27 protein-coding genes are annotated in these 21,780 nt (G+C 38.1%); 8 read left to right on the top strand and 19 right to left on the bottom strand.

Going from position 1 to position 21,780, the window contains the following annotated elements:
* Window positions 1–2: 2 nt before the first annotated feature.
* Window positions 3–833, bottom strand: coding sequence for a prephenate dehydrogenase (locus F3G98_RS01645; protein ID WP_009294324.1), 831 nt, complete (start codon window positions 831–833; stop codon window positions 3–5).
* Window positions 834–922: 89 nt separating this feature from the next.
* On the opposite strand from F3G98_RS01645, the gene bamA reads away from it, so the two are divergent.
* The 7 genes from bamA (at window position 923) to recO (ending at window position 7,591) form a co-directional block, all read left to right on the top strand.
* Window positions 923–3,178 (top strand): outer membrane protein assembly factor BamA, encoded by a 2,256-nt coding sequence (bamA, locus tag F3G98_RS01640; protein WP_103567588.1) that lies wholly within the window; start codon window positions 923–925, stop codon window positions 3,176–3,178.
* 129 nt (window positions 3,179–3,307) lie between these two features.
* Window positions 3,308–4,222 carry an acetyl-CoA carboxylase, carboxyltransferase subunit beta gene (gene accD, locus F3G98_RS01635; protein WP_103608358.1) on the top strand — a complete coding sequence of 305 codons (915 nt, stop codon included), beginning with the start codon at window positions 3,308–3,310 and terminating at the stop codon, window positions 4,220–4,222.
* 2 nt (window positions 4,223–4,224) lie between these two features.
* Entirely contained in the window at window positions 4,225–4,680 is a 456-nt protein-coding gene (locus F3G98_RS01630) for a 23S rRNA (pseudouridine(1915)-N(3))-methyltransferase RlmH (protein WP_103608339.1), read from the top strand.
* Between the two features lie 11 nt (window positions 4,681–4,691).
* Window positions 4,692–5,048 carry an RNA polymerase-binding protein DksA gene (dksA, locus tag F3G98_RS01625; protein ID WP_103597315.1) on the top strand — a complete coding sequence of 119 codons (357 nt, stop codon included), beginning with the start codon at window positions 4,692–4,694 and terminating at the stop codon, window positions 5,046–5,048.
* Between the two features lie 9 nt (window positions 5,049–5,057).
* Window positions 5,058–6,056, top strand: a complete 999-nt coding sequence (locus F3G98_RS01620) for a uroporphyrinogen III synthase HEM4 (protein WP_103608340.1) — start codon at window positions 5,058–5,060, stop codon at window positions 6,054–6,056.
* Window positions 6,053–6,976, top strand: coding sequence for a tRNA dihydrouridine synthase (locus tag F3G98_RS01615; protein ID WP_103608341.1), 924 nt, complete (start codon window positions 6,053–6,055; stop codon window positions 6,974–6,976). Before F3G98_RS01620 ends, F3G98_RS01615 begins: the two co-directional genes overlap by 4 nt.
* Window positions 6,977–7,591 (top strand): recombination protein RecO, encoded by a 615-nt coding sequence (gene recO / locus F3G98_RS01610; protein WP_021087592.1) that lies wholly within the window; start codon window positions 6,977–6,979, stop codon window positions 7,589–7,591.
* Here the strand turns inward: recO and F3G98_RS01605 are convergent.
* A complete protein-coding gene (locus F3G98_RS01605) occupies window positions 7,588–8,526 on the bottom strand; it encodes a Cj0814 family flagellar-dependent secreted protein (protein ID WP_223231288.1) in 939 nt (312 codons plus the stop codon). The two genes, recO and F3G98_RS01605, sit on opposite strands and share 4 nt — an antisense overlap.
* On the bottom strand, window positions 8,501–8,737 hold the full coding sequence (locus tag F3G98_RS10720; RefSeq protein WP_223231287.1) for a hypothetical protein: 237 nt from the start codon (window positions 8,735–8,737) through the stop codon (window positions 8,501–8,503). The genes F3G98_RS01605 and F3G98_RS10720 overlap by 26 nt, the downstream gene beginning before the upstream one ends.
* Before the next feature lie 329 nt (window positions 8,738–9,066).
* Between F3G98_RS10720 and F3G98_RS10715 the strand changes: the two genes are divergently transcribed.
* On the top strand, window positions 9,067–9,642 hold the full coding sequence (locus F3G98_RS10715) for a Cj0814-related protein (RefSeq protein ID WP_223231286.1): 576 nt from the start codon (window positions 9,067–9,069) through the stop codon (window positions 9,640–9,642).
* A 39-nt stretch (window positions 9,643–9,681) separates the two neighbouring features.
* On the opposite strand, the gene F3G98_RS01595 is transcribed toward F3G98_RS10715, so the two are convergent.
* The 16 genes from F3G98_RS01595 to atpD form a co-directional block, all read right to left on the bottom strand.
* Window positions 9,682–10,473, bottom strand: a complete 792-nt coding sequence (locus F3G98_RS01595) for a Cj0814-related protein (protein WP_149725658.1) — start codon at window positions 10,471–10,473, stop codon at window positions 9,682–9,684.
* Window positions 10,474–10,622: 149 nt separating this feature from the next.
* Window positions 10,623–11,246, bottom strand: coding sequence for a tetratricopeptide repeat protein (locus F3G98_RS01590; RefSeq protein ID WP_103635748.1), 624 nt, complete (start codon window positions 11,244–11,246; stop codon window positions 10,623–10,625).
* Between the two features lie 220 nt (window positions 11,247–11,466).
* Window positions 11,467–11,928: a Cj0814 family flagellar-dependent secreted protein gene (locus F3G98_RS10305; protein ID WP_188116956.1), complete on the bottom strand. Its 462-nt coding sequence runs from the start codon at window positions 11,926–11,928 to the stop codon at window positions 11,467–11,469.
* Window positions 11,929–11,946: 18 nt separating this feature from the next.
* A complete protein-coding gene (locus F3G98_RS10300; RefSeq protein ID WP_180995380.1) occupies window positions 11,947–12,177 on the bottom strand; it encodes a hypothetical protein in 231 nt (76 codons plus the stop codon).
* Window positions 12,178–12,312: 135 nt separating this feature from the next.
* On the bottom strand, window positions 12,313–13,071 hold the full coding sequence (locus F3G98_RS01580) for a tRNA 2-thiocytidine biosynthesis TtcA family protein (RefSeq protein WP_103597313.1): 759 nt from the start codon (window positions 13,069–13,071) through the stop codon (window positions 12,313–12,315).
* A complete protein-coding gene (locus F3G98_RS01575) occupies window positions 13,068–13,751 on the bottom strand; it encodes a 5'-methylthioadenosine/adenosylhomocysteine nucleosidase (protein WP_103605471.1) in 684 nt (227 codons plus the stop codon). Before F3G98_RS01575 ends, F3G98_RS01580 begins: the two co-directional genes overlap by 4 nt.
* Window positions 13,748–14,677 (bottom strand): ACP S-malonyltransferase, encoded by a 930-nt coding sequence (gene fabD, locus F3G98_RS01570; protein ID WP_149725657.1) that lies wholly within the window; start codon window positions 14,675–14,677, stop codon window positions 13,748–13,750. The genes F3G98_RS01575 and fabD overlap by 4 nt, the downstream gene beginning before the upstream one ends.
* A 9-nt stretch (window positions 14,678–14,686) precedes the next feature.
* A complete protein-coding gene (locus F3G98_RS01565) occupies window positions 14,687–15,271 on the bottom strand; it encodes an FKBP-type peptidyl-prolyl cis-trans isomerase (RefSeq protein WP_223231310.1) in 585 nt (194 codons plus the stop codon).
* A gap of 55 nt (window positions 15,272–15,326) precedes the next feature.
* A complete protein-coding gene (locus F3G98_RS01560) occupies window positions 15,327–16,169 on the bottom strand; it encodes a tetratricopeptide repeat protein (protein ID WP_103608347.1) in 843 nt (280 codons plus the stop codon).
* Between the two features lie 13 nt (window positions 16,170–16,182).
* The gene (locus F3G98_RS01555) at window positions 16,183–16,689 is read right to left on the bottom strand and encodes an OmpA family protein (protein ID WP_002939415.1); all 507 of its coding nucleotides are present in this window, start codon (window positions 16,687–16,689) and stop codon (window positions 16,183–16,185) included.
* A 64-nt stretch (window positions 16,690–16,753) separates the two neighbouring features.
* The gene (gene tolB, locus F3G98_RS01550) at window positions 16,754–18,010 is read right to left on the bottom strand and encodes a Tol-Pal system protein TolB (protein WP_103608348.1); all 1,257 of its coding nucleotides are present in this window, start codon (window positions 18,008–18,010) and stop codon (window positions 16,754–16,756) included.
* Window positions 18,011–18,034: 24 nt separating this feature from the next.
* Window positions 18,035–18,982: a TonB C-terminal domain-containing protein gene (locus tag F3G98_RS01545; RefSeq protein WP_002939376.1), complete on the bottom strand. Its 948-nt coding sequence runs from the start codon at window positions 18,980–18,982 to the stop codon at window positions 18,035–18,037.
* 1 nt (window position 18,983) lies between these two features.
* Complete coding sequence (locus F3G98_RS01540) at window positions 18,984–19,382, bottom strand: biopolymer transporter ExbD (protein ID WP_002939405.1); 399 nt, start codon at window positions 19,380–19,382, stop codon at window positions 18,984–18,986.
* Window positions 19,383–19,967 (bottom strand): MotA/TolQ/ExbB proton channel family protein, encoded by a 585-nt coding sequence (locus F3G98_RS01535; protein ID WP_009294341.1) that lies wholly within the window; start codon window positions 19,965–19,967, stop codon window positions 19,383–19,385.
* Entirely contained in the window at window positions 19,968–20,357 is a 390-nt protein-coding gene (gene atpC / locus F3G98_RS01530) for an ATP synthase F1 subunit epsilon (protein WP_002939398.1), read from the bottom strand.
* An 18-nt stretch (window positions 20,358–20,375) separates the two neighbouring features.
* Window positions 20,376–21,773: a F0F1 ATP synthase subunit beta gene (atpD, locus tag F3G98_RS01525; RefSeq protein WP_149725656.1), complete on the bottom strand. Its 1,398-nt coding sequence runs from the start codon at window positions 21,771–21,773 to the stop codon at window positions 20,376–20,378.
* Window positions 21,774–21,780: the final 7 nt, after the last annotated feature.

Here is a 21,780-nt window from a genome sequence, read left to right as displayed (position 1 = left end):
AATTACAAAATTTCTCTTACAGCTCTAGCTTCGCTCATCCAATCAAAAAGCTCGTCCCAGCGCTCATCTTTTATGAGATCTTTGCATAAATTTAGCTCTTTTTCAAACATATTTATCGCGGCAACGACGTTGTTTTTATTTTGCTTAAAGATATCGCTCCACATAAATGGCGAACTCTTTGCGACACGTATCATGCCCTTAAATGTCGGCCCTCCAAGTGCTACGATGTGCCTTTTATCCTCTTCTTTTAAGATCCCGCTAGCAAGCGAAAATGCAATAGCATGAGGTAGATGTGAGATGAGACCCACGTGATGATCATGCTCTTTTGCACTCATGAAAATGATCTTCATACCGAGGCAAGAAAATAGTTCAACGCTTCTTTTTACATGTTTTTCTGCGCTCTCAGCAAAGTCGCAAACTATGACAGTTGCCCCTGTGTAAAGCGACTTAAAGGCAGCCTCAGGACCAGAGTATTCAGTACCTGCCATCGGGTGAGCCGGGATGAAATTTTTACGAATTTTTTCTGGCACGGCTTCTATTATCTTTTGTTTGGTCGAGCCAAAATCAATGATCGTCGTATCTTCGCTAATGTCAGTTAAATTTTGCACGATGCTCACGATAGCTTCGACTGGCACAGCCAAAAAGATGATGTCACACTTCTTTTTCATCTCATCGATGCTTAAAATTTCATGCACCAAGCCAAGTTCAAGCGCTTTTTTACTGTGATTTTCATCTTTATCATATCCGCTGACACATGAGATTAGTTTTTCATCTTTTAGCGCAAGACCAAGCGAGCCACCCATAAGACCAAGTCCGATGATACCTATTTTCATAAAAAACCTTTAAAATTATAAAATTTAAATTTTTTAAAAATAAAATATGATATTATACGCACTTATACTAAAACTCTAGGTTAAATTTAATGAAAAAGAAATTATTTTTACTAGCACTAGCTTTAAGCGGTCTAAATGCGCAAACGATTCAGTCAATAAATTTCAAAGGTCTAATCCACCTTTCACCTGATGTAGCCACTCAGATAATGGGGCTAAAAGTCGGTCAAGAGCTAACTCCAAAGCTTAGCGATAAGGCCATCACAAATTTATACAAGCAAAATTATTTTGATGATATCTATATAGAGGATACAGGTAGTGGCAATCTTTTAGTAAAAGTAAAAGAGAAGCCAAGTGTTGCTAGAGTCGATCTAAAGGGTGTTGTGACAAATGACAAAACTGCGATCGAATCACTAATCAACATCAAACCTGGCAATATGTATGATGAGCTAACTATCGAAAAAACAAAAGAGAGAATTCGCCAGTACTACGAGTCAAAAGGCTATTTTGACACAGTTGTCGACGTAGAAAAACAGCCGGTCGCAGACAACGATAGCTCACTTTTCATCACTCTAAACATCAACCGTGGCGAAAATATGATAATCAAAAAGGTAAATTTAGTCGGGGCAAAAGAATTTGACTATGACGATATCGAGCCAGTAGTTGCAAACAAAAGTAGAGAATTTATGGGCTGGCTTTGGGGCAGAAACGACGGTAAAGTTAAACTTTTCGAGCTTGAAAATGACCCAGCAAGAATTCAAGATAAGTATTTTCAAAAAGGTTATCTAGATGCGACAGTTTCGTCACCTTATCTAAATGCGTCATTTGATAACTACACAGCTGATCTTACATACTACATCCATGAGGGCGAGCCTTATAAGGTTTCAAACGTAAGCATCACAGCACCTGAAGAGCTAGGACTTGATACTAAAAAGATCATAGATGACTTTAGACTTGAAGCTGGCGATACGATGAACTCAGCAAGACTTCGCCAAGATATGAAAAAGCTTGACGATATGGTAGCTGACAAGGGCTATGCATTTGTCAAAGTTTATCCAAAGACTGATAAATTTGATGAAAATAAAACAGTTGATATCGACTACGAAGTTGATCCTGGTGAAAAAGTATATATAAGAAACGTTCAAATTTCAGGAAACGATAGAACAGTTGATCGTGTCGTAAGACGTGAGCTATATCTAACTGAGGGAAATTTATATAGTAGAACCGACCTTCAAGACTCAAAAGATGCACTAAAAAGAACAAGCTACTTTGACGATGTCGAGATAGAAGAGGACCCAGTTGATAAAAATACAGTCGATCTAAAAGTAAAAGTAAAAGAGGCTTCAACTGGCTCGATAAGCGGTGGTATCGGATACGGAAGTAGCGATGGCTTGCTACTAAACGCTGCCCTTTCTGACACAAACATCTTTGGCTCTGGTCTTCAAGGACAAGTAAGCGTTGATAAGAGCGATAGAGAGCTTTCAGGTCAGATAAGTCTTACAAATCCAAGAATTTTTGACTCAGAGTATAGCCTTGGCGGAACACTCTATGCAAACGACTATGACTGGAGAACATATAAAGAGAGAAGCTATGGCTTTAGCACAACGCTTGGTAGAAAATTAACCAGAAATTTAAGTGCATCACTTACTTATAACATCGAGCAAAGTAAAGTTACTCTAAAAGATGATGAACTAAGAAATATAAATAAAGACACAGGCAAAGAAATTTATAGAGAAGGCAAGGCTATAAAAAGCGCTATAACTCCGGCTTTAACATATAATAGCACTGATGATTACTACTTGCCAAGACGCGGTATCATAGCTAGCACATCATTTGAGATAGCAGGACTTGGTGGTGATATGGATTTTGTTAAAAACCGCACAAATTTCAACTACTATCTAGGTCTTAGAGAATACATCGACTACGATCTTATCCTAAGATACAAAGCAAGTTTTGGCAAAATTTGGGAGAGAGGCTATACTCCGATCAACGAAAGACTTTACCTTGGCGGTATAAGAAGCTTACGTGGCTACGAGAGTAGAACCGTATCTCCAAAAGTAAAATACAAAGGCGACTATTATGAATACGGCGGCGAAACATCATTTAACAACTCAGTCGAGATGAGCTTCCCTATCATAGAGCGTGTTAAAATGCGTGGTGTTGTGTTTTATGACTATGGCATGATCGGTGAAAATAGTCTAAATGAGATAAAAAGATCATCAGTTGGCACAGGTATCGAGTGGATAACACCTATCGGACCACTTCAACTAATCTTCGCAAAAGCTCTTAAACCTAAAGAGGGCGATGATACAAATACATTTGAATTTACTATCGGAAGACGCTTCTAATAAAATACTTTTAAGGGGCAAGCTAGCCCCTTAAATCTCCCGCAAACAAACAAACTTTAAGTCATATAAGAAAAAGCAAGGCTAACATTAGATATAATCCCACAATTTTTAATATAAGTGGGTAAAAAGATGAATTTCTCAGACATTTTTTCAAAGATAAGAAAAGCTCAACCTCGTCCAGAAGAAGCACCTACACACTGGGTAAAATGCGACAACTGCCACTCACTGATGTATTACAAAGAAGTTGAAGCTTGTTTTAATGTATGCCCAAAATGCGGCTACCACATGAGATTAAAAGCTGATGATCGCATAAATTTGATCTGCGATGAAGGTAGCTTTGTAGAATTTGACGCAAATTTAAAGCCAGTAGATCCTTTAAATTTTGTCGATAAAAAATCATACAAAAAAAGAATTACAGAAAATAAAGAAAAAACAGGACACACAAGCTCAGTGATATGCGGCGAAGGCAAATGCAACGGACAAGAAATTCAGCTAGTTGTTTTTGACTTTGGCTTTATGGGCGGCTCACTAGCTTCAGTTGAGGGCGAAAAGATCGTAAGAGCGATAAAACGCGCGATCGAAAAACGCCAAACCTTAATCATCGTAAGTGCATCTGGTGGCGCTAGAATGCAAGAGAGCACATTTTCTTTAATGCAGATGTCAAAGACTTCAGCAGCCCTAAAACTTCTTGATGAAGCAAGATTACCATATATTTCTATCCTTACAGATCCTACGATGGGCGGCGTTAGTGCATCATTTGCATGGCTTGGAGATCTAATAATCGCTGAACCTGGCGCGCTAATAGGCTTTGCAGGGCAAAGGGTCATCAAACAAACCATAGGCGCCGATCTTCCAGAGGGCTTTCAAAGGGCTGAATTTTTGCTTGAACATGGTCTTATAGATGACATCGTGCCAAGAAGCGAGCACAAAAAATATATAAGCGACATGGTCAAATTTTTCACAAGCAACAAAACAGCCGTTAAAAAAGAGGCGCCAAGTGAGGGCGAAAATGGCTTTGAGCTAAAGCTAAAAACCAAAGGGTAAGTTTGGAAATTTCGGTTTTTAGCATTCAAAAATCATCGCGTGACAACTTTGAAAACGAGATACAAGAATATATAAAAATGAGTGCAAAATTTGCCAAGATAAACGACAAAATCATATTTAATGAAAAGATAGCAAAGGCTCAAAGTAGTGGCAAAAGTGACGCACTAAGAGCTTATGATGAAATTTATGAGCCAAATTTAAAAGGCTTTTGCGTGATGCTTGATGAAAATGGCTCACAGCTTGACAGCCAAGAATTTGCTCAAATTTTAAACTCAAATTCACAGATCAATTTTTTCATAGGTGGAGCTTATGGGCTTAGCCAAAATTTAAAAAACAAGGCACAAAAAGTCGTAAGCTTAAGCAAGATGACTATGGCGCACAAAGTCGCCAAGCTCGTACTTTTTGAGCAAATTTTTAGAGGGCTTTGCATAAATGCAAACCACCCATATCACAAATAAAGGAATATAAAATGACTCAAAACGAGCTAAATTTTTTCAAAAAACTACTTGAAGATAGAAAGTTACAAATCAAAAAAAATATTTATGACTCATCAGTTGAAGTAAGCGGTCTAAGAGATAGTGGAGTAAGCGATGAATTTGACATCGCTTCAGTAAATACCGACCAACTTATAGAGCAGTCTATCTCAACCCAGCAAAGAGCCGAGCTTCACGAGATCGACGAGGCGCTTGAGAAGATAGCAAACAAGACTTATGGAATTTGTGACATGTGCGAAGAGGAGATCGGCATCCCTCGCCTAAAAGTAAAACCGCATGCAAAATACTGCATAGCTTGTCGTGAGATAATAGAAAAAACAGCAAAAAACTAAGGAGAAAATATGAAAACCAGAAAATTTCTCGTCTACTGCATCATCTACACAGCAGTTGTTGCAGGACTTACCTATTCTCTTAATAGTTCAGACTTCACCTTTGAGCTCTTAGGTCAAGCCATAACCTTGCCAGTAGCTGTCTGGGTGGCACTTCCAGTAGCCCTTCTAGCGCTCCTTGCCCTACTTCACATCGCATATCACGGATACGCCTTTTATAGATATAAAAAATGGATAAAAAAAGATAGCCAACTCTACAAAGACCTTGCAAAAGAGACGCTTCTTGGCTTTGAGAGTAACAAAGACTTCAAAACCGATACTTACAAGATCGCCTCACAGCTCACTCGCTCTATCTCACCAGTAGGCGAGCTTAAAGATGTTGGTGTTGATGACGGCGAGATAAACAATATCTTACAAACCATAAAAAGCATAAAAAACAAAGAGATCGTCGATCTAAAGAAATTTAGACTAGCAAAAGATAGCAAGCTAAACATCCTAAACGAGCTAAACAAGATCGAGCAGCTGCCTACTTACTATCTTGACGTGCTTAAAAACCAAGAGCAAAACGATAGCCTTAAAAAGGCAGCCTTCGATAAGCTCATAAAAACAGCTTCATTTAGCGATATTAAAAAAATCGATCCAGAGCTAGCAAGCGAAGATATAATGACCATTATCACGCGTTTCGTAAATGATGAGATCGACCTAAGCAGCGATGAAATTTTTGATCTTTTAAATAATGCAAAAGTAACAAAAGCACAATACGACAAAGCAGCTATAATGCTTAAAAATAAACTAAAACCAGACGCATTTATCGGCATCTTTGAGAAGCTAAAAAGCATCCATGCTGACGCTGATGAAGCCTACGTATATGCGCTATTTGAGCTTCAGATGCTTGATAAAGTAAGAGAAGCCATCGAGGGCAGCGACCCTGATGAGTTTAAAGAGATAAAGGTTTTACTATTTTTGCGAGATAACGGCAAAATGGTGCCTAGCTCGCTATTTTTTAAATGATAGACTTTAGTAAAAAGCCACTTTTCTTAGCGCCACTTGCTGGCTTTTCTGACCTGCCGTTACGAAGCGTCGTCAAGAAATTTGGCTGCGACGTCACTGTTAGCGAGATGATCAGCGCAAATGCCCTAGTCTATGAGAGCAGTGACAAAACTCTTGAAATGCTTAAAAAATCCCCAAACGAAGAGCCCTACGTCGTCCAGATAGCTGGTAGTGATATAGAAAATTTAAAAAAGGCCGTGCAGATAATCAATAAATTTGATGGAATTTATGGGCTCGATCTAAACTGCGGCTGCCCTGTGCCAAAAGTCGTTAGACAAGGTGCGGGATCGGCTTTACTAAATGATCTTGACAAACTTCAAAGCATCATCTCAGCCATAAAAAGCGTCTCAAACAAGAAGAGCCTAAGCGTTAAATTTAGACTTGGCTTTAACGACAAAAACGAAGAGAAAATCGCAAAAGCCTGCGAAGAAGCCGGCGCAGACTACATCGCGGTCCATGGGCGCACCAGAGCTGGCGGATACAGCGCAAAGGTTGATTACGAAGCGATCGCAAGAGTAAAAGCGAGCGTAAAAATCCCAGTCGTCGCAAATGGCGATATAAACGCACAAAATGCAGATGAAATTTTAAATCTCACAAAGTGTGACGCCCTAATGATCGGCAGAGCAAGCATCGGTAGCCCTTGGATATTTCACGAGATAAAGACCAAAAGTAGCGTGGATAAGGCGCTAAAGCAAAAGATCATACTAGCTCACTTTGACGCTATGATCGAGCACTACGGCGAGCACGGACTTTGCATATTTAGAAAGCATCTCCACCAATACAGCAAGGGCATAGACGGCGCAACAACCTTTAGAAACGATGTAAATTTTATCAAAGATATGGCAGCGATGAGAGAGCGCATAAGGGAGTTTTTTGCCTAGATGCAAGGCTACATCCTGCGCGTGCAAAAGGTCAGAGACGAGGACCTTTTAGTCTTTGTGCTAACGCCAAATTTGCTCGTAAAGTCATATAGATTTTTTGGCGCTCGCCACTCAAACATCATGACTGGCTACAAGATCGACTTTGAGCTCGAGCAAGAGGCGAAATTTCTACCAAAACTTAGAAGCATACTTCATCTTGGCTTTAAATGGCTGCTAGAGCGTGACAAGCTCATCATTTGGCAACAGTTTATGCGCCTACTTTATGATCATCTAAAAGAGGTTGAGCAGCTTGATGAAATTTACTTTAACGAGCTTGATCGCTGCGCCAAACAGATGCAGCTGCAAAATCCAAAGCGCCTTATCATCGAAAGTTACGTCAAAATTTTAGAGTATGAAGGCAGGCTTCACAGCGAGCTTGAGTGCTTTATCTGCGACGAGGAGATAGAAAGTGAGCTATGCCTAACTCGTGGCTTTTTGCCCTCTCACAAGCACTGCCTTGATAGGAGCGAATTTGACGCTAGCAAGATCAAAAATTTATTTGATACAAAAAGCACAATCGAGCTAAACGACGATGAGATAAACCGCCTTTATAAAATTTTACTTGACGGGCTTTAGGCTTTTACTTTCGTCCTCTCATCAAATTCTTTTAAAACATCCATTATCTTACTTGCTAGTCCCTCAAGCGTTTGATCTTTTTTAAGCTCTAAATTTCTAAGCTTTAAAATCCTAGCTAGTATATCTTTTAGATCTTTCTTGCCAGATAGTATCTCATTATAATAAGCCTTTGGTATGCCTATCTCGCTTCTATCTTGTTTTGTAAGTATGAGTGTGTCTCTATATACATTGCGAGCCTCATCAGTAATCCTTGTTGTGCCACCTTGTAACACAAGACCTTGCTCGTTTTTTAAAAATGCTACAAAGATTTGCTCCTTTGTATAGCCTTGTTCATTGTCATATACAGACATATCAGGCTTGAAGTCATATCCAGCACTACTAACCCACATATAAGGGATAGTATGCTCAGTTGTCATCACTTCTGGAGAAAAGTCAAGGAAATTTCCATTGACTTCTACATTTATATCGCTTAGATCATCCCACAGCCTATGTGCATCGTCTGCATCTTGTGTTGTCCTGAAGACATGAGTTATCTTTTCATTGCTCCTATCAGTTAGCCCATCTATCTCATCACTTGACATCCTACCCATTAGATATTCAGAATAATCTATTTTTTTATCTTTTGAAAAGTAGCCCTTTGGCATCTTTGCTAGATCTTCATTTGAGTAAAACTCTTTACCTTTACTGATCACTCCAGCTGAAATTTGATCAAAAATTTTATAGTATTGCTTTATGGTATTTGCTAGATCGATATTTGCAAAACTATCCTCTCCAAAGAGTTGGTTATCTTTTTTTGTTTCCATTGAAAAATTTATACTATTTGGATGTTTTTGATTGTGTAGCACTATCGCATCAAGTGTGCTTTTGTGGATTTTAAAGTCCTGCGGCAAACCTGCAGCTTTGTTAAAATCAGCCCCCATAAATCCCTTTAGCATCTACACTATATCCATAACCCTCTTGTGAAGTAAATTTAGCCTGATAAAGAGAGTCGATAGCGCTAGATGAAACAAAGTCATTTTTAGGAATAGTGGTTTGGCTGATCGAATTTATATTTGGAGTGTTAGGCAAGAAGTTTGCAAAGCCTTCGCTTTTTGTCTGTTTTTGGTAGTGCTGTTTTGTTAAGATGGAGTTATAAGAGATTTTCATAGCTTACTCCTTGAAAATTAGCTTCAAAGAGTAAGCAAAAGTTGTGCCGAAAAATTTTTATCAGCAGGGAAGCATTTTGTGTAGAGATAGGATATATATAAACTAAATTGTTGAAAGGTCGATTTAGTTATTGATTATACTCTAGCCCATAAAAGCATTAAACCTAAGTAGGTTGAATTTATATTCTTTAGCTGAATATGTGTTAGTGTATAAAAACAGCATTGCTGGATAGGTGGTAGTAAGATGCTCTAATGCAAATTAATACCATAAAAAGAATTAAAGCCTATGAAAGAGATGCTGGAATACCTAAATAAAGTGAGACCTTAGCAATGCTTAATAATATAGCCTATTCGCCAAATCTAAATAACAATTCACTATTTGAAGGAAAAGAATTTGCGAGTAGAGTTAATTATAAGAAAGTGATGGGCAATAGCACAAACTTTACTGGAGCTTTTAAATTCTACGATGATGATAAAAAAACCATCTGGGGCAAAACGTCAGATAATGATCTAGAAGGACAAAAGATACGTCGAACTTTAGAAAGATTTGGTGTGTCTTTTAGTAATGAGGGTCGTAAGCTTCTTGAATCGTCTAATATAAGTGTAGATGAATTTATTGAGAAATATTCTAAAGTTATAAATAGGAGTATGCCGCAAGAGGTTGGTGACTATGGACTAATAGATCAAAAAAGCGATCATGAAGAACAAGACAATCAAACTGACACGCAAAAACAAGAAGCCTTTAAGCCCATGCAAGTAACTAAGAAATTTAAAACTTATGATATGCAAGCCGATGAGAAATTTAAAGAATTTTACAAATTTATAAAAACTGAATTTGATAATGGCGAAAGCATATTTGAAATTTTAGAAAAAGTCGCAAATAAAAAAGTTGATAAAATCGCATAAAGGACTAAATTTAGAGCAATCATTGCTTTCTATAATTTATCAAGCCATCTTATTTAAAATTTGCTTCTTATCTATCTTTTGCATAAGCTCTAAGACATCTATGCCTCTTTTTTCTTTGAAATTTAAAAGCTCTCTTGCATAGAGAAATTTTTGATCCTTGTTTATATCATAGGTCTCATACTTCTTCTTAACCTGCATAGGTTTAAATTTCTTCTCACTTTGCTCTTTGGCAAAATTTGCATTATATTCTTGCTCTTCTTTGATTATCTGCTTTCTTTGTTCTTCAACATCCTTTGTAGCTTTCTCTCTTGCTTTGGCAAATAATGTTTTAAATTCATCTATGCTTAGGTCGGTTCTATCTAAAAGACTAAGTGACTCCTTGTTTTCATTTGGATAAAGAGAAGACATGCTATCCATAAAAGCTCTTAGGTCAGCCTCCTCTTCTTTTGTGCCAAGACCTATTAGTTTGCCCATCATGGTTGGCTTGCCATCAACAGAGTTTTCCTTTAATATATCAGAATACATTATAAGGACTTGATCTTTCGCCTCTTCTAAAGTTTTTGGCTGTTTCATCGACATGGCGTTGCGATCTTGTTCGGTATTGTAACGCTTAGAAAGCATATTATCTATTTTGCTTATCGTTTTTGCAACCCAATTATCTTCATTTTCGTCTATGTCAATAATCTCTTTTATGCTCTTTCCAACTGGACTATACCATAAAGCTTCTATTTTGGCCTTTTCATCATCTTTGGTATCTTTAGGGATATTTTCTTTTTGGATAGTGGTTTCTTGTATCGATGTGTTATTAACTCCGTTTATGCTAGTTATCATTTTCAATTCCTTTGAAAGTAATGGCCTACAATAAAATTTGTAGGCCACTTAAATTTTTACCAACCACCTAGGTCGGATTCCATTCTTCTTTTAAAAGCGTCTCGTAATTGTCTAACAACGGTAAAGAACATCTCATGCTAATTAATTTTTTAATAGCCTTTTTTATTCAGCCCTCTGTAAATAACACATCCTGACTGAAGTCCTAAATCACAAGCCTTGCCATAATATTGTTTTGCAGTGGAAAAATTTTGTTTTACACCTTTACCGTCTTGGTAAAAAACCCCTAAGATAGCGCAACAATCAGCATTTCCACTATCACAAGCTTTTTGAAATAGCTGGGCTGCTTTTTGGTAATCTTGATTTACACCTTGACCGTCTTTGTATAAAACACCTAAGCCTAAGCAACTCATAGACCATCCACCATCACAAGCTTTTTGATAAAGCTCAGTAGCTTTTTGGTAATCTTGATTTACACCGTAACCGTCTTCATAAAAAACCCCTAAGTTAAAGCAACCCTCAGCATTTCCACCATCACAAGTTTTTTGAAAAAGCTGGGTTGCTTTTTGGTAATCTCGATTTACACCTTTACCTTCGCCGTATAAAGACCCTAAGCTATTGCAACCCCCAGCCACTCCACTATCACAAGCTTTTTGATAAAGCTGGGCTGCTTTTTGGTAGTCACCTTTAACGTAAGCTTCGTATCCCAATTCAGTAAGATCTTTGGAAAATCCAATAGAAAATAAAACTACAAGTAAAACTAAAATTCTTTTCATGTTTTTACCTCCTTAATGTAAACTATATAGACGATATTTTGTCTTTCTTAAACTTAAATTATTATTAATTATCTATTTATTTTTATGATAAAATATCATATATAAGCTTACCTATCATTTCCTATACTTTTTCTAGAAAACAAACTCTGGTTTTAGTTCATATTTTTTTAAGAGAAATGGGTCAAATTTCAAGCATAAATTTACTCCTAAACTCTCGTATCTACCTTTTTATAAAGCCTATCTTTGCTAGATAGTTCTTTAAATTTGATGCGAGCTTCATTTCATCTTCGCTACTAAAGATGTTTGTCACGACCTCGTTTTTGCGACTATTTAAAAAGTCAATATTTGATCTATCGCTCAAATCTGCGTTAAAATCAATGCCTTTCATCCCTTGTGAGATGTAGCCTTTTGGCAGGCTTGCTAGGTCGCTATCTGTAAAACTATCTTTGTTTAAACTCTTACCCATTACTTGAGAAAAGATAGCGTAATACTGACCTATCGTGTCTGCAATGTCGATATTTTCAAAGACGTCATTGTCAAAAAGCTTGCCGCTTGCGTTGCTGTAAAGGACGCTATTTATGTTATTTTGCTTTGTTACGAAGTTTAGAAACTCTTTCAACGTGCTTTTGTGAAGCTTAAAGTCCTGTGGCAAGCTGGCTGCTTTATTAAAGCTAGCATCCATAAAGCCAGCATTGTCGCTTTAATAAGCTAGCTCGTTTTTATCTTTAAATTTCACGCTATAAATGCTTTGCTGTGTATCTTTTGTAAGCTCAAGTCTTTGTAAATTTTGTGCAATGTCTTTTGTTTTTTCATTATTTGCAAGAGCGTTTTGAAATTTGACACTTTCAGACTGCTCTTTTTGAAGTTTCCTTGCTTTTGCTTCAGTCGCTACTGAGCTATACTTTTGCGTGCTAACACTAAAAATGCTCATTTTTCATCCTTGCTTATCAAATTTATATTTAGTAAGCAAGGAGCGTTCCTGCTTTAAAATGAGTTGTGGCTTTTGGGTGGTTGTAAGAAATTTGGTTTTAAATTTAGCATTAATGGCAAAAATGAAGAGTTAAATTTACTCTTCACTGCCTTCGTTGATACCAAAAAATGTATCTGTGTGGATGTTTTCAAATGCTGCTTTAAGCGATGTAAAGAGCTTTGGATTTTCTTTTTCTAAATTTGCTAGAAGCTGTTTGGTCTCATATCTAGCGTGTGGCATCTTCACGTCAAATCTCATCGCAGGACATGCCTCATCACCAACAACTCTTAGCTCATTTTTGATCGCATTTTCGCGAAGCTGTCTCTCACGCACAAAGATAAATGGTCTGATCACGACGATGCCATTTTTTGCTCTATATTTTGGAGCAAGCGTCCTAAGCGCGCCATTGTAGGTAAAATTCATAAAAAAGCTCTCTGCTGCGTCGTCTAAGTGGTGAGCGATCGCAAGCTTGTTAAAGCCGTGCTTTAGCGCATAGGTGTAAAGATACCCTCTTCTCATGCGCGAGAAAAAGCTGCAAAAGCTAGAATTTTTGCGTATCTTCTCCTTTGATATCTCGAATATCGAGCTATCGATCACCTCGTGCTCTATGCCATGCTCGTTGCAGTGCTTGGTAAGATATGCGTAGTCTTCGCCCATGCCGTAGCTTAGCGTTACCGCCTTAAACTCAAATTTCTCAGGTGTGACATTTTGGATGTGCTTTAGCACGTGAGCGAGTGCGAGACTATCTTTGCCGCCGCTAAGACCAAGCAAGATCTTATCTCCGCCCTCTATCATCTTGTATCTAGCATTTGTCTGGCCAACTTGCCTAAGCAGTCTCTTGCTAAGCTCTATCATAAGCTCTCCACCATTTCTAGGATAAATTTAGCGCTGACGTTTGCTGAGTCTTGTAAGAATTTATCAAAGTCAAACTCAGCCTCATTGCCAGCTCCGTCGCTGATGGCTCTAAGGATGAAAAATGGCACGCCAAGCGTCTCGCAAACTAGCGCAACGCTCGCTCCCTCCATCTCGGTAGCACTCGCGTTAAATATCTTTTTGATCCACTCTTTTTTCTCGTTGTCGCAGATGAACTGATCGCCAGTTGCGATGATGCCTGAATTTAGGCTCATGCCCTTTTTGCTAGCGACATTTTTAGCTAGCTCATTTAGGCTCTCATCGCTTTTTACAAATATGCTAGTTCCTGGCACAAAGCCGTATGGATGCCCAAAAGCTGTGATGTCAAGGTCATGCTGCGCAAGGCTAGTGGCATATAGCATATCGCCTATCTTTAAGCTCTCATCAAGTGAGCCAGCAACGCCCGTAAAAAGCAGCTTTGAAGCCTTAAATTTCTCTATCATCAAGGTCGCAGTGATCGCCGCATTTACCTTGCCGATCTTCGAGTAGGCGATGACTAGGTCTTTGCCTTTGTAGTTTGCCTCGTAAAATTTATTATTTGCATATTCGGTAGTTTTATACTCGCCAACCATCTCAAGGATCGGCGTTATCTCTTCTTGCATCGCTCCAAGTATCGCTATCATCTCTCCTCCAAAATCTTCACAATCTCTTCAAGGCTCGCCATGTCAGTGACGCTGTATGTCGGTTTTTCTGTGATCTTTTTGTTTATGCCTTTAAGTGTCGCAGCACCTAGCTCGATAAAGCAATCAACCTCGTTTTCGTAGTTTTTGATGCTTTGCTTATAGCGAACTGGATGCGTTAGCTGCTCTTTTAAAAGCACTAGCGCTTCGTTTTTATCAGTGTAAATTTTTGCATTTACGTTTGAAACGACTGGGGTAAAATTCTCAGCCAAAACGCTCTCAAGCTCGTTTGCTAGTTTAACACTAGCTGTCTCAAGTATCGGGCAGTGGCTCGCTACTGACATATTTAAAAGTATCGCTCTTTTTGCACCTGCTTCTTTAAATTTTGCCTCATATTTAGCAAGGTCAGCCCTCACGCCAGCTACAACTATCTGACCATCGCAGTTGTAGTTTGCAGCGTAAATTTTTAGACCTTCACCTTGTGCGTTTTTGCAAATCCCCTCAACGACTTCATCGCTAAGTCCAAGCACCACCATCATGCCAGCATCTTTGCCAATGCAGGCCTCTTGCATAAATTTACCACGTAAATTTACAAGTCTAATCGCTTCAACAAAGCTAAATGCGCCACTAACCGCAAGGGCTGTAAATTCTCCTAGCGAGTGACCTAGGCTAAACTCTGGCTTAGCTTTTATGCGCTCACTAAAAGCTAGATAGCTCATAAGCGAGTTTAAAACAATGGCAGGCTGAGTAAATTCTGTCTTATCTAGCTTGTCGTTTTGAGTAAATAAAAGCTCTTCAAAATCAATGCCTGTGTCGTTGCAAGCATCATTTAATAGAAGTTTTGCCGAAGGAAAATTTTCATAAAAGTCTTTCCCCATGCCAACACTTTGCGAGCCTTGACCCGCAAAAATAAAAGCAAATTTTTTCATTTTGACTTCTTAGTGGTGATGATGTCCGTGACCGCCACAACCACAACCGCCTTCACCATGTCCGTGACCGCCGCAGCACTCATGCTCGTGATCATGATCATGTCCTCCACAACCGCAAGTGTGAGCGCCTGCTACCATGCCAGTTGCTTTTTCATCATCAGTCGCGTCTCTAACTTCTAAAATTTCAACATTAAATAGCAAGTCTTTGCCAGCGTATGGGTGATTAAAATCAACTGTTACTTCGTCATCTTTGATCTCTTTAACGATGACGCGAACGCTTGAGCCATCTTCATTTTGACCAAAAAGCTCCATGCCTTCATGTAGGTCTATACCAGCAAATTGCTCTTTTGGAAGTGACTGGATGGCATCTTTATTGTATTCACCACAACCCTCAGCTGCTTTAATGTTTATAGTAGCTTTGTCGCCTGATTTTAATTTGCTAACTTCTTCTTCAAGCTTTTCTATAATGTGGCCATGTCCCGTAATAAAAGAAATTTGACCACCTTCTTGCATATTTGACTCTAAAATTTCGCCAGTATTAGCGTCTTTTAGCTCATAAAACATTGTTATAACTTGATCTTTACTCACAATAATCTCCTTGGAATTTAGTTTTGATTAATGTGAGATTATATCTAAAAAAGAGTAAATTTTAGTTTCTGTTAGGAGCGGCTTTGGCTTCTTTGCTATCTGGATAGCCTACTTTTAAAGCCTTATAAAACCTGTTGGCACTTTGAGTATCACCGATCTTATCAAAGCTTATAGCTGTGTGATACAAAAGTTTTGGAGTGTAGTCAGCCTTATCTTCACTTTGTATACTTTTTTTATAGTATTGTATGGCTGTGCTGTAAGATTTTTGACTATAAGCAACTTCACCTAGATAATAATTTGAAGCACCAGTTTTATAGCCTTTTTTATTTAAGTATTCAAAATATTCAGCTGCTTCTGTGCTATTGCCAGAATTTAGAAGTTTAATGCCATCAGCTAAAATATCTTTGTCGTTTTTGCCACTAAAATTTGAAGTTGGCTTATTTTGTTGTTTTGGATTTGCATTTTGCTTTGGTTGAGCAGCATTTTTATCCATTATCGCACCTAATTTATTTAAGGCAGCAGTAATGTTTTTATAGTTTTTATCTTGTATATCTCTAGTCTCATCAACATAAGCTTTTAATGATGTCAAACTTACACCAGAATCGCTTATACCACCATTGACTTTGGTTTCGATATCGTTCATTCTTTGCTCAAGCTTGTTCATCCTAGCACTCATGCTCTCGATCAAGCTTTGCAAACCTTGAAGTTGTTCTGAAACATTATCCATGTTTTCTTCAATATTTTGAACGCTTCTTTTGTTGCTTAGAGTTGCCTTTTCATCATCTGTTAGTCCGTATGGATTTGCGCTATCCATATTACCTGCGTCAAATGCTGAAACTTCTTGAGCTGAACCTATAGAGAAAGCGGCTCCAAGAAGAGCCGCAATGATTATTTTTTTATTCATTATTACTTACAGATTAAGGAAGTACTTTGAAATCTGCACGTCTGTTTTGAGCGTCGCAAGCTTTTGTTTTGTCTGTACAAACTGGATTGCTTTCGCCAAAGCTTACTACAGCGATTCTATCAGCGCTAACGCCATTTCTTACAAGAGCGTCTTTAGCACTTTTAGCACGTTTTAGACCAAGAGCATAGTTATACTCATCTGTACCCCACTCGTCGCAGTTACCTTCTACTTTTATAGAAAGAGCTTGAGCGTCAGCTTGGTTGAATACTGATGCATTTGAGCTAACAACACCTTGTTGGTCAGCTTTGATATTAAATTTATCAAAGTCAAAGTATACACTTTTAACTTGGCTCTCGATGTTAGCGATAAGAGCTGCTAATCTATCAGCATCACTCATGCTACCTGAGTTATCTGCAGATTGATTTGAATTTGCATTCATATCAACTTCAGGGTTTTTAGAGCTACAACCGCTCAACAATAAAGTTGCAACTGCAACACTTGCTAGAACTACTTTTTTCATTCCATATCCTTTTTGAAAAATTTGGTCGAATTATAACATATTTTTTTTAAATATTACCAGAATATTACCAATCAATAGATTGAATTTTACCTACTTTTAGTGGAAATTGGAAACTTCTGTTCTCATTTAATCTAACAACGCCAAGCGAGCTTTGACCGCCAAATTCTTTGATAAAAACGACACTTTGACCATCACTTGAAAATCTTGGATAGTTGTTTTTACCATTTGCTGTAAGCTGGCGAATAAAATCAGTCTGAGTTGAGATCAGATAGATATTAAAGCCGCCACTAGCCTCTCTACTTGAATAAACTACATAGTTTTCAAAAGTGCTTACTGAGTTGTTGTTTTTGCCATGAAACACCATTTGCTCAACACTTCCGCCTGAAGTTGCAGGTGTTGCAAAGATGTTTGGATATCCAAGTCTATCTGAGACAAAAACTATTCTGCTGTCATTATCTACGAAATTTCCATTTACATCAATGCCTGGATAGTTTGTTATCTGAGTTAAATTCTTACTACCTGTATTGTAGATAAAAATATCTGGCTGATCTTTTGGCGCCATAGTTAATAAAATTTTGCTTCCATCTTTGCTAACGTCTGAAGCTATAAGCATACCAACGCTGTCAATTATCTTTGTTTTTGTGCCAGAATTTAGGTCGTATCTAAACAAAGTTGGTTTGTTATTCACATAAGATGTATAGTAAAATTTACTTTGATCAGCGCCTGCCCATTTAGGGAAGATGTTTAGACCACCGCTTACGATTGTCTTTTGATATGTAAGCGTGTAATCAGCCACTATAATAGAGCTTTGGCGCGCTGAAGTGTATTTTGCTAGGATGATAAATTTCTCCATCCAGCCAACTGGTGGTAAATTTAGCTCATTTGTTAGCTCAACTATACTTTTGTGTGCTAAAAACGGATACTTCGCACCATCAGGCATGTTATATACTCTCTCATACCTTGTAGTTGCAGTCTTCGCGTCAATGAGTTTTACTCTTAAAGTAAGAGGTGAGCCCATAGAGCCTTCAAGAGCATATCTAAAAATAAGCTCAACACCTTTGTCGCTCATTGTATTTGTAGCTGCTGTTCCCTCGTAGGTTGAAGGCACGTGATCTTCGATAACCTCAAAGTCTGAGCTAACTTTCAAGTCACCTAGCATGATCTTAAAGAATTTATCTTTAAAGCCTGCATCACTAACAGCTGTAGTTGCATCTTGCAAAGCTATCTTTGGCAAAGCAACACCTTGGTTTATAACAGATATCGTCGCATCAGCAGCATAAAGCCCTAGAGCAACGCACAAAAAAAGAAAAATTTTCTTCATCTCTACTCCGTAAATTTATAAATTTTAGTTTATTTTATCTTCTAAATTTAAATTAAAAGTAGTACTTTTGTCTGGATTAAACGGAAATTTCTCTGCAGTAAGCTTTTCCAGGCACTCTCTAACCTTTGCATTAAACTCTTCATTATATGATAGCTCTAAAATTTCATAGCTAAAATTTCCACTTTGATCTATCATGACTTTTACTTTGGCAAGGTTTGCAGAGTCAGCTTTATAGCTTTGCCATCTTCTTTGAATTTGCTTTGTTATGGCTCCCATCAACGGATCATAAGTGCCTGTCATTTGTGACTTTGGAGCTGTTGGGTTTTGATCTATTTTTAAGCTCTTGATGATGTCGCTAGCCTCTTTTGCAGCTTTTGAGCTAGAAGCCTCGCTTTTTTTGCGGCTTTGTACTTTATTTTCAGCCTTTTTTATACCATCGTCTTTTTTAAGCTTAGTCGAGTCTATGTCGCTAAAGAGATCTTTTATATTTGGCTCTTTTGGTTTTGGCTTTTCAACTGGCTTTGGCGTAGGTTTAGGCTCAGGTTTTGGCTCTGGTTTGACATCCTCTTTAGGCTCTTCGCTAGGTTTTGGGATTTCAGGCTTTGGTTCTGGTTTTTTAGGCTCAGGTTTTGGCTCTTCTTTTGGAGGAGTTGGCAAGCTTGGGGTTGGCAATGGTTCATCTGGCACAACAGGTTTATTTGTAGTCTCTTGTTTATCTTCTTCTGACTCTTTTTTAGGTTCTGGTTTTGTCTCTTTTACGACCTCTTTTGCTTGTTTTGGCGCTTTTATGGTTTGATCGACTTCTCTATCAACCATAACTACGTCCATAATAGCATCTTTGTCATCAGTATATTTTTTAGGAGGTTCGCTAAAAAAAGTAAGCTTTATAAACAAAGCAAGCACAATGATAATGTAAATACAAAACGCTACAAAAAACGAACTAAGCGTTGGAAATTTAACTTTATTAGGCATCTTAACCGTTTGTCTCTAAAGCTACTTTATTAAAACCAGCACCTTTTAAAGTCTTTAATACAAACATAACATCATCGTATTTTAAATTTTTATCAGCCTTTATGTATATAGGCGAGGTTTTGTCATATTTTGCACTCATTAGTGCAATGTTATCTGGAAGTTCAGCAAGGCTCATTGTACTTTGATCTATTCTAACTTGTCCTTGTGCATTTATAGACACTATAAGATCTTTTTGTTTAGACGTAGATGTTTTTGCCTTTGAGCCATCTGGCAATGTTATATCTTCTTGATATGTTATAGTTGGCATTGTAACCATTAAAATAGCCAACAAAACAAGCATGATATCAACAAGAGGCGTTATGTTTAGCTCTGGTGTTTCGTCGTCAAATTTAAGAGCCATCTATAACGTCTCGTCATCTTTTTTAAGTGCTATCATAACGTCAGCTTGACGCTCGATAACGCTCATTAATTCATAAGCTTTTCTTTTTATAAGCAAGTTAAATGTATATGCTGGGATGGCAACAAAAATTCCGCATCCGGTAGCGACAAGTGCTTCAGAGATAGCTGGGGCTATAACTCCAAGAGATGAGCCTGCACCATTTCCTAGCTGTGAAAATGTCTCCAAGATAGATACTACTGTTCCAAAAAGACCGATAAATGGAGAAGTAGAAGCTATTACGCTAAGCCATGTAAGCCCACTTGTAGCATTTTTTTCGGCAATGCTTATGCAAACATTTAGCTTTTCTTTTGAAATTCTACCGCTTGCACATTTCTTTAAAGATGAGTCATTTGGTATATTTTTAGCGCCCATAAGCAGTGCTTCAAGCGCATTTTGCTCGCGTTTTTGCCAAGCTCCTATACCAGCCATTCTTGAAAAAAGAATTGTAAAACTAACTATAAAATATATTGACAACCAAGTTAAAACTATAATTGTAATAAAACTACTTCTTTGAATGTAATTTAAAAATATATCTATTCCGCCCACTTATCTTGCTCTCACTACATTTTCCATTTTTGATATAGTTGCTGCAAAAGCATTTGTATCACTGCTCATACTCTCTATCAAATTTCTAGCAGCTTCTAATGAATTTGCAAGCTCACTTTCACTATTGCCAGAGACATAGACCGCACCGTCAGCTAGTATAACTACTTTGCCCTCATCTATCTTTGCATAGCCCCAGTTAATAGCAACTACATCATGCTTTTTATGCTTATCTTCTATATCTATAATACCTGCTTTTAAAAGAGATATTAATGAGGCGTGGTTTGGCAAAACACCAAACTCACCCTCGCTACCTGGAAGCACTACACTACTCACGTCATCATTAAATATCTGACCTTGAGGAGTTACGATCTCTAAATGTAATTTATCCATTACGCTTCCTTTTTAAATTTAAGCCTTAAGTTTTTCAGCTTTAGCTAAAGCCTCATCTATATTTCCAACCATATAAAATGCTGCTTCTGGTAGATGATCATATTTACCTTCTAAAATTCCCTTAAAGCCAGCGATATTTTCGTCAAGACTTACATATTTACCAGGGCTGCCTGTAAATACTTCAGCAACGAAGAATGGTTGAGATAAAAATCTCTCTATCTTTCTTGCTCTATCGACTGTTAGCTTATCTTCTTCGCTAAGCTCGTCCATACCAAGGATAGCGATGATATCTTGAAGGTCTTTATATTTTTGAAGCACAGCTTGAACGCCGCGAGCTACCTTATAGTGATCTGCTCCTAAAATTTGAGGATCGAGCATTCTTGATGTTGAATCAAGTGGATCAACAGCTGGATAGATACCTTTTTCTGCGATCGATCTGTTAAGAACTGTCGTGGCATCAAGGTGAGCAAAAACAGTCGCAGGAGCTGGGTCTGTAAGGTCGTCAGCTGGAACATAAACAGCTTGAACAGACGTAATAGAACCTTTTTTGGTTGATGTAATCCTCTCTTGGAATTTACCCATCTCACTTGCAAGAGTTGGCTGATAACCAACAGCTGATGGGATACGTCCAAGTAGAGCTGACATCTCTGCACCTGATTGAGAGAAACGGAAGATGTTATCGATAAACATCAAAACGTCAAGTCCCATCTCATCACGGAAGTACTCAGCCATTGTAAGACCAGTTAGCGCGATACGGTTTCTTGCTCCTGGTGGCTCGTTCATTTGGCCATAGCACAAGGCAACTTTATCCAAAACGTTACTTTCTTTCATTTCGTGATAAAGGTCGTTTCCTTCACGAGTTCTCTCACCAACGCCTGCAAATACAGAGTAACCGCTGTGTTTAAATGCAAAGTTGTGGATAAGCTCCATGATAATAACCGTTTTACCAACACCAGCACCACCAAATAGACCTACTTTACCACCCTTCGCATAAGGAGCTAGAAGATCAACTACCTTGATGCCGGTTTCAAAAATTTCGCTCTTAGTGCTTTGCTCTTCAAATGGAGGAGGATCGCGGTGGATAGACCAGTGCTTATCGAAATTTATACCCTCACCCTCGTCGATCAAATCGCCAACTACGTTAAAAATTCTACCCAAAACTTTTTCGCCAACTGGCACGCTTATAGGTGCACCAAGCGCTTTAGCCTCTAAGCCACGAGTCAGACCTTCACTCATATCCATAGCGATAGTTCTAACTCTATTATCACCTAGGTGAGCAGCAACTTCTAATATTAGTTTATGTTTCTTGCCCTCAACCTCAAAGAAAACTTCGATAGCTTCATTGATCTTCGGCAAGTAGTCATTAAAGTCAACATCGACCACAGGGCCCATAACTTGACTAATAACACCCTTCATTCATACT

This window comes from Campylobacter concisus (assembly GCF_902460895.1).
Lineage (GTDB): Bacteria > Campylobacterota > Campylobacteria > Campylobacterales > Campylobacteraceae > Campylobacter_A > Campylobacter_A concisus_BC.
This window is presented reverse-complemented; position numbering and strand designations above follow the sequence as displayed.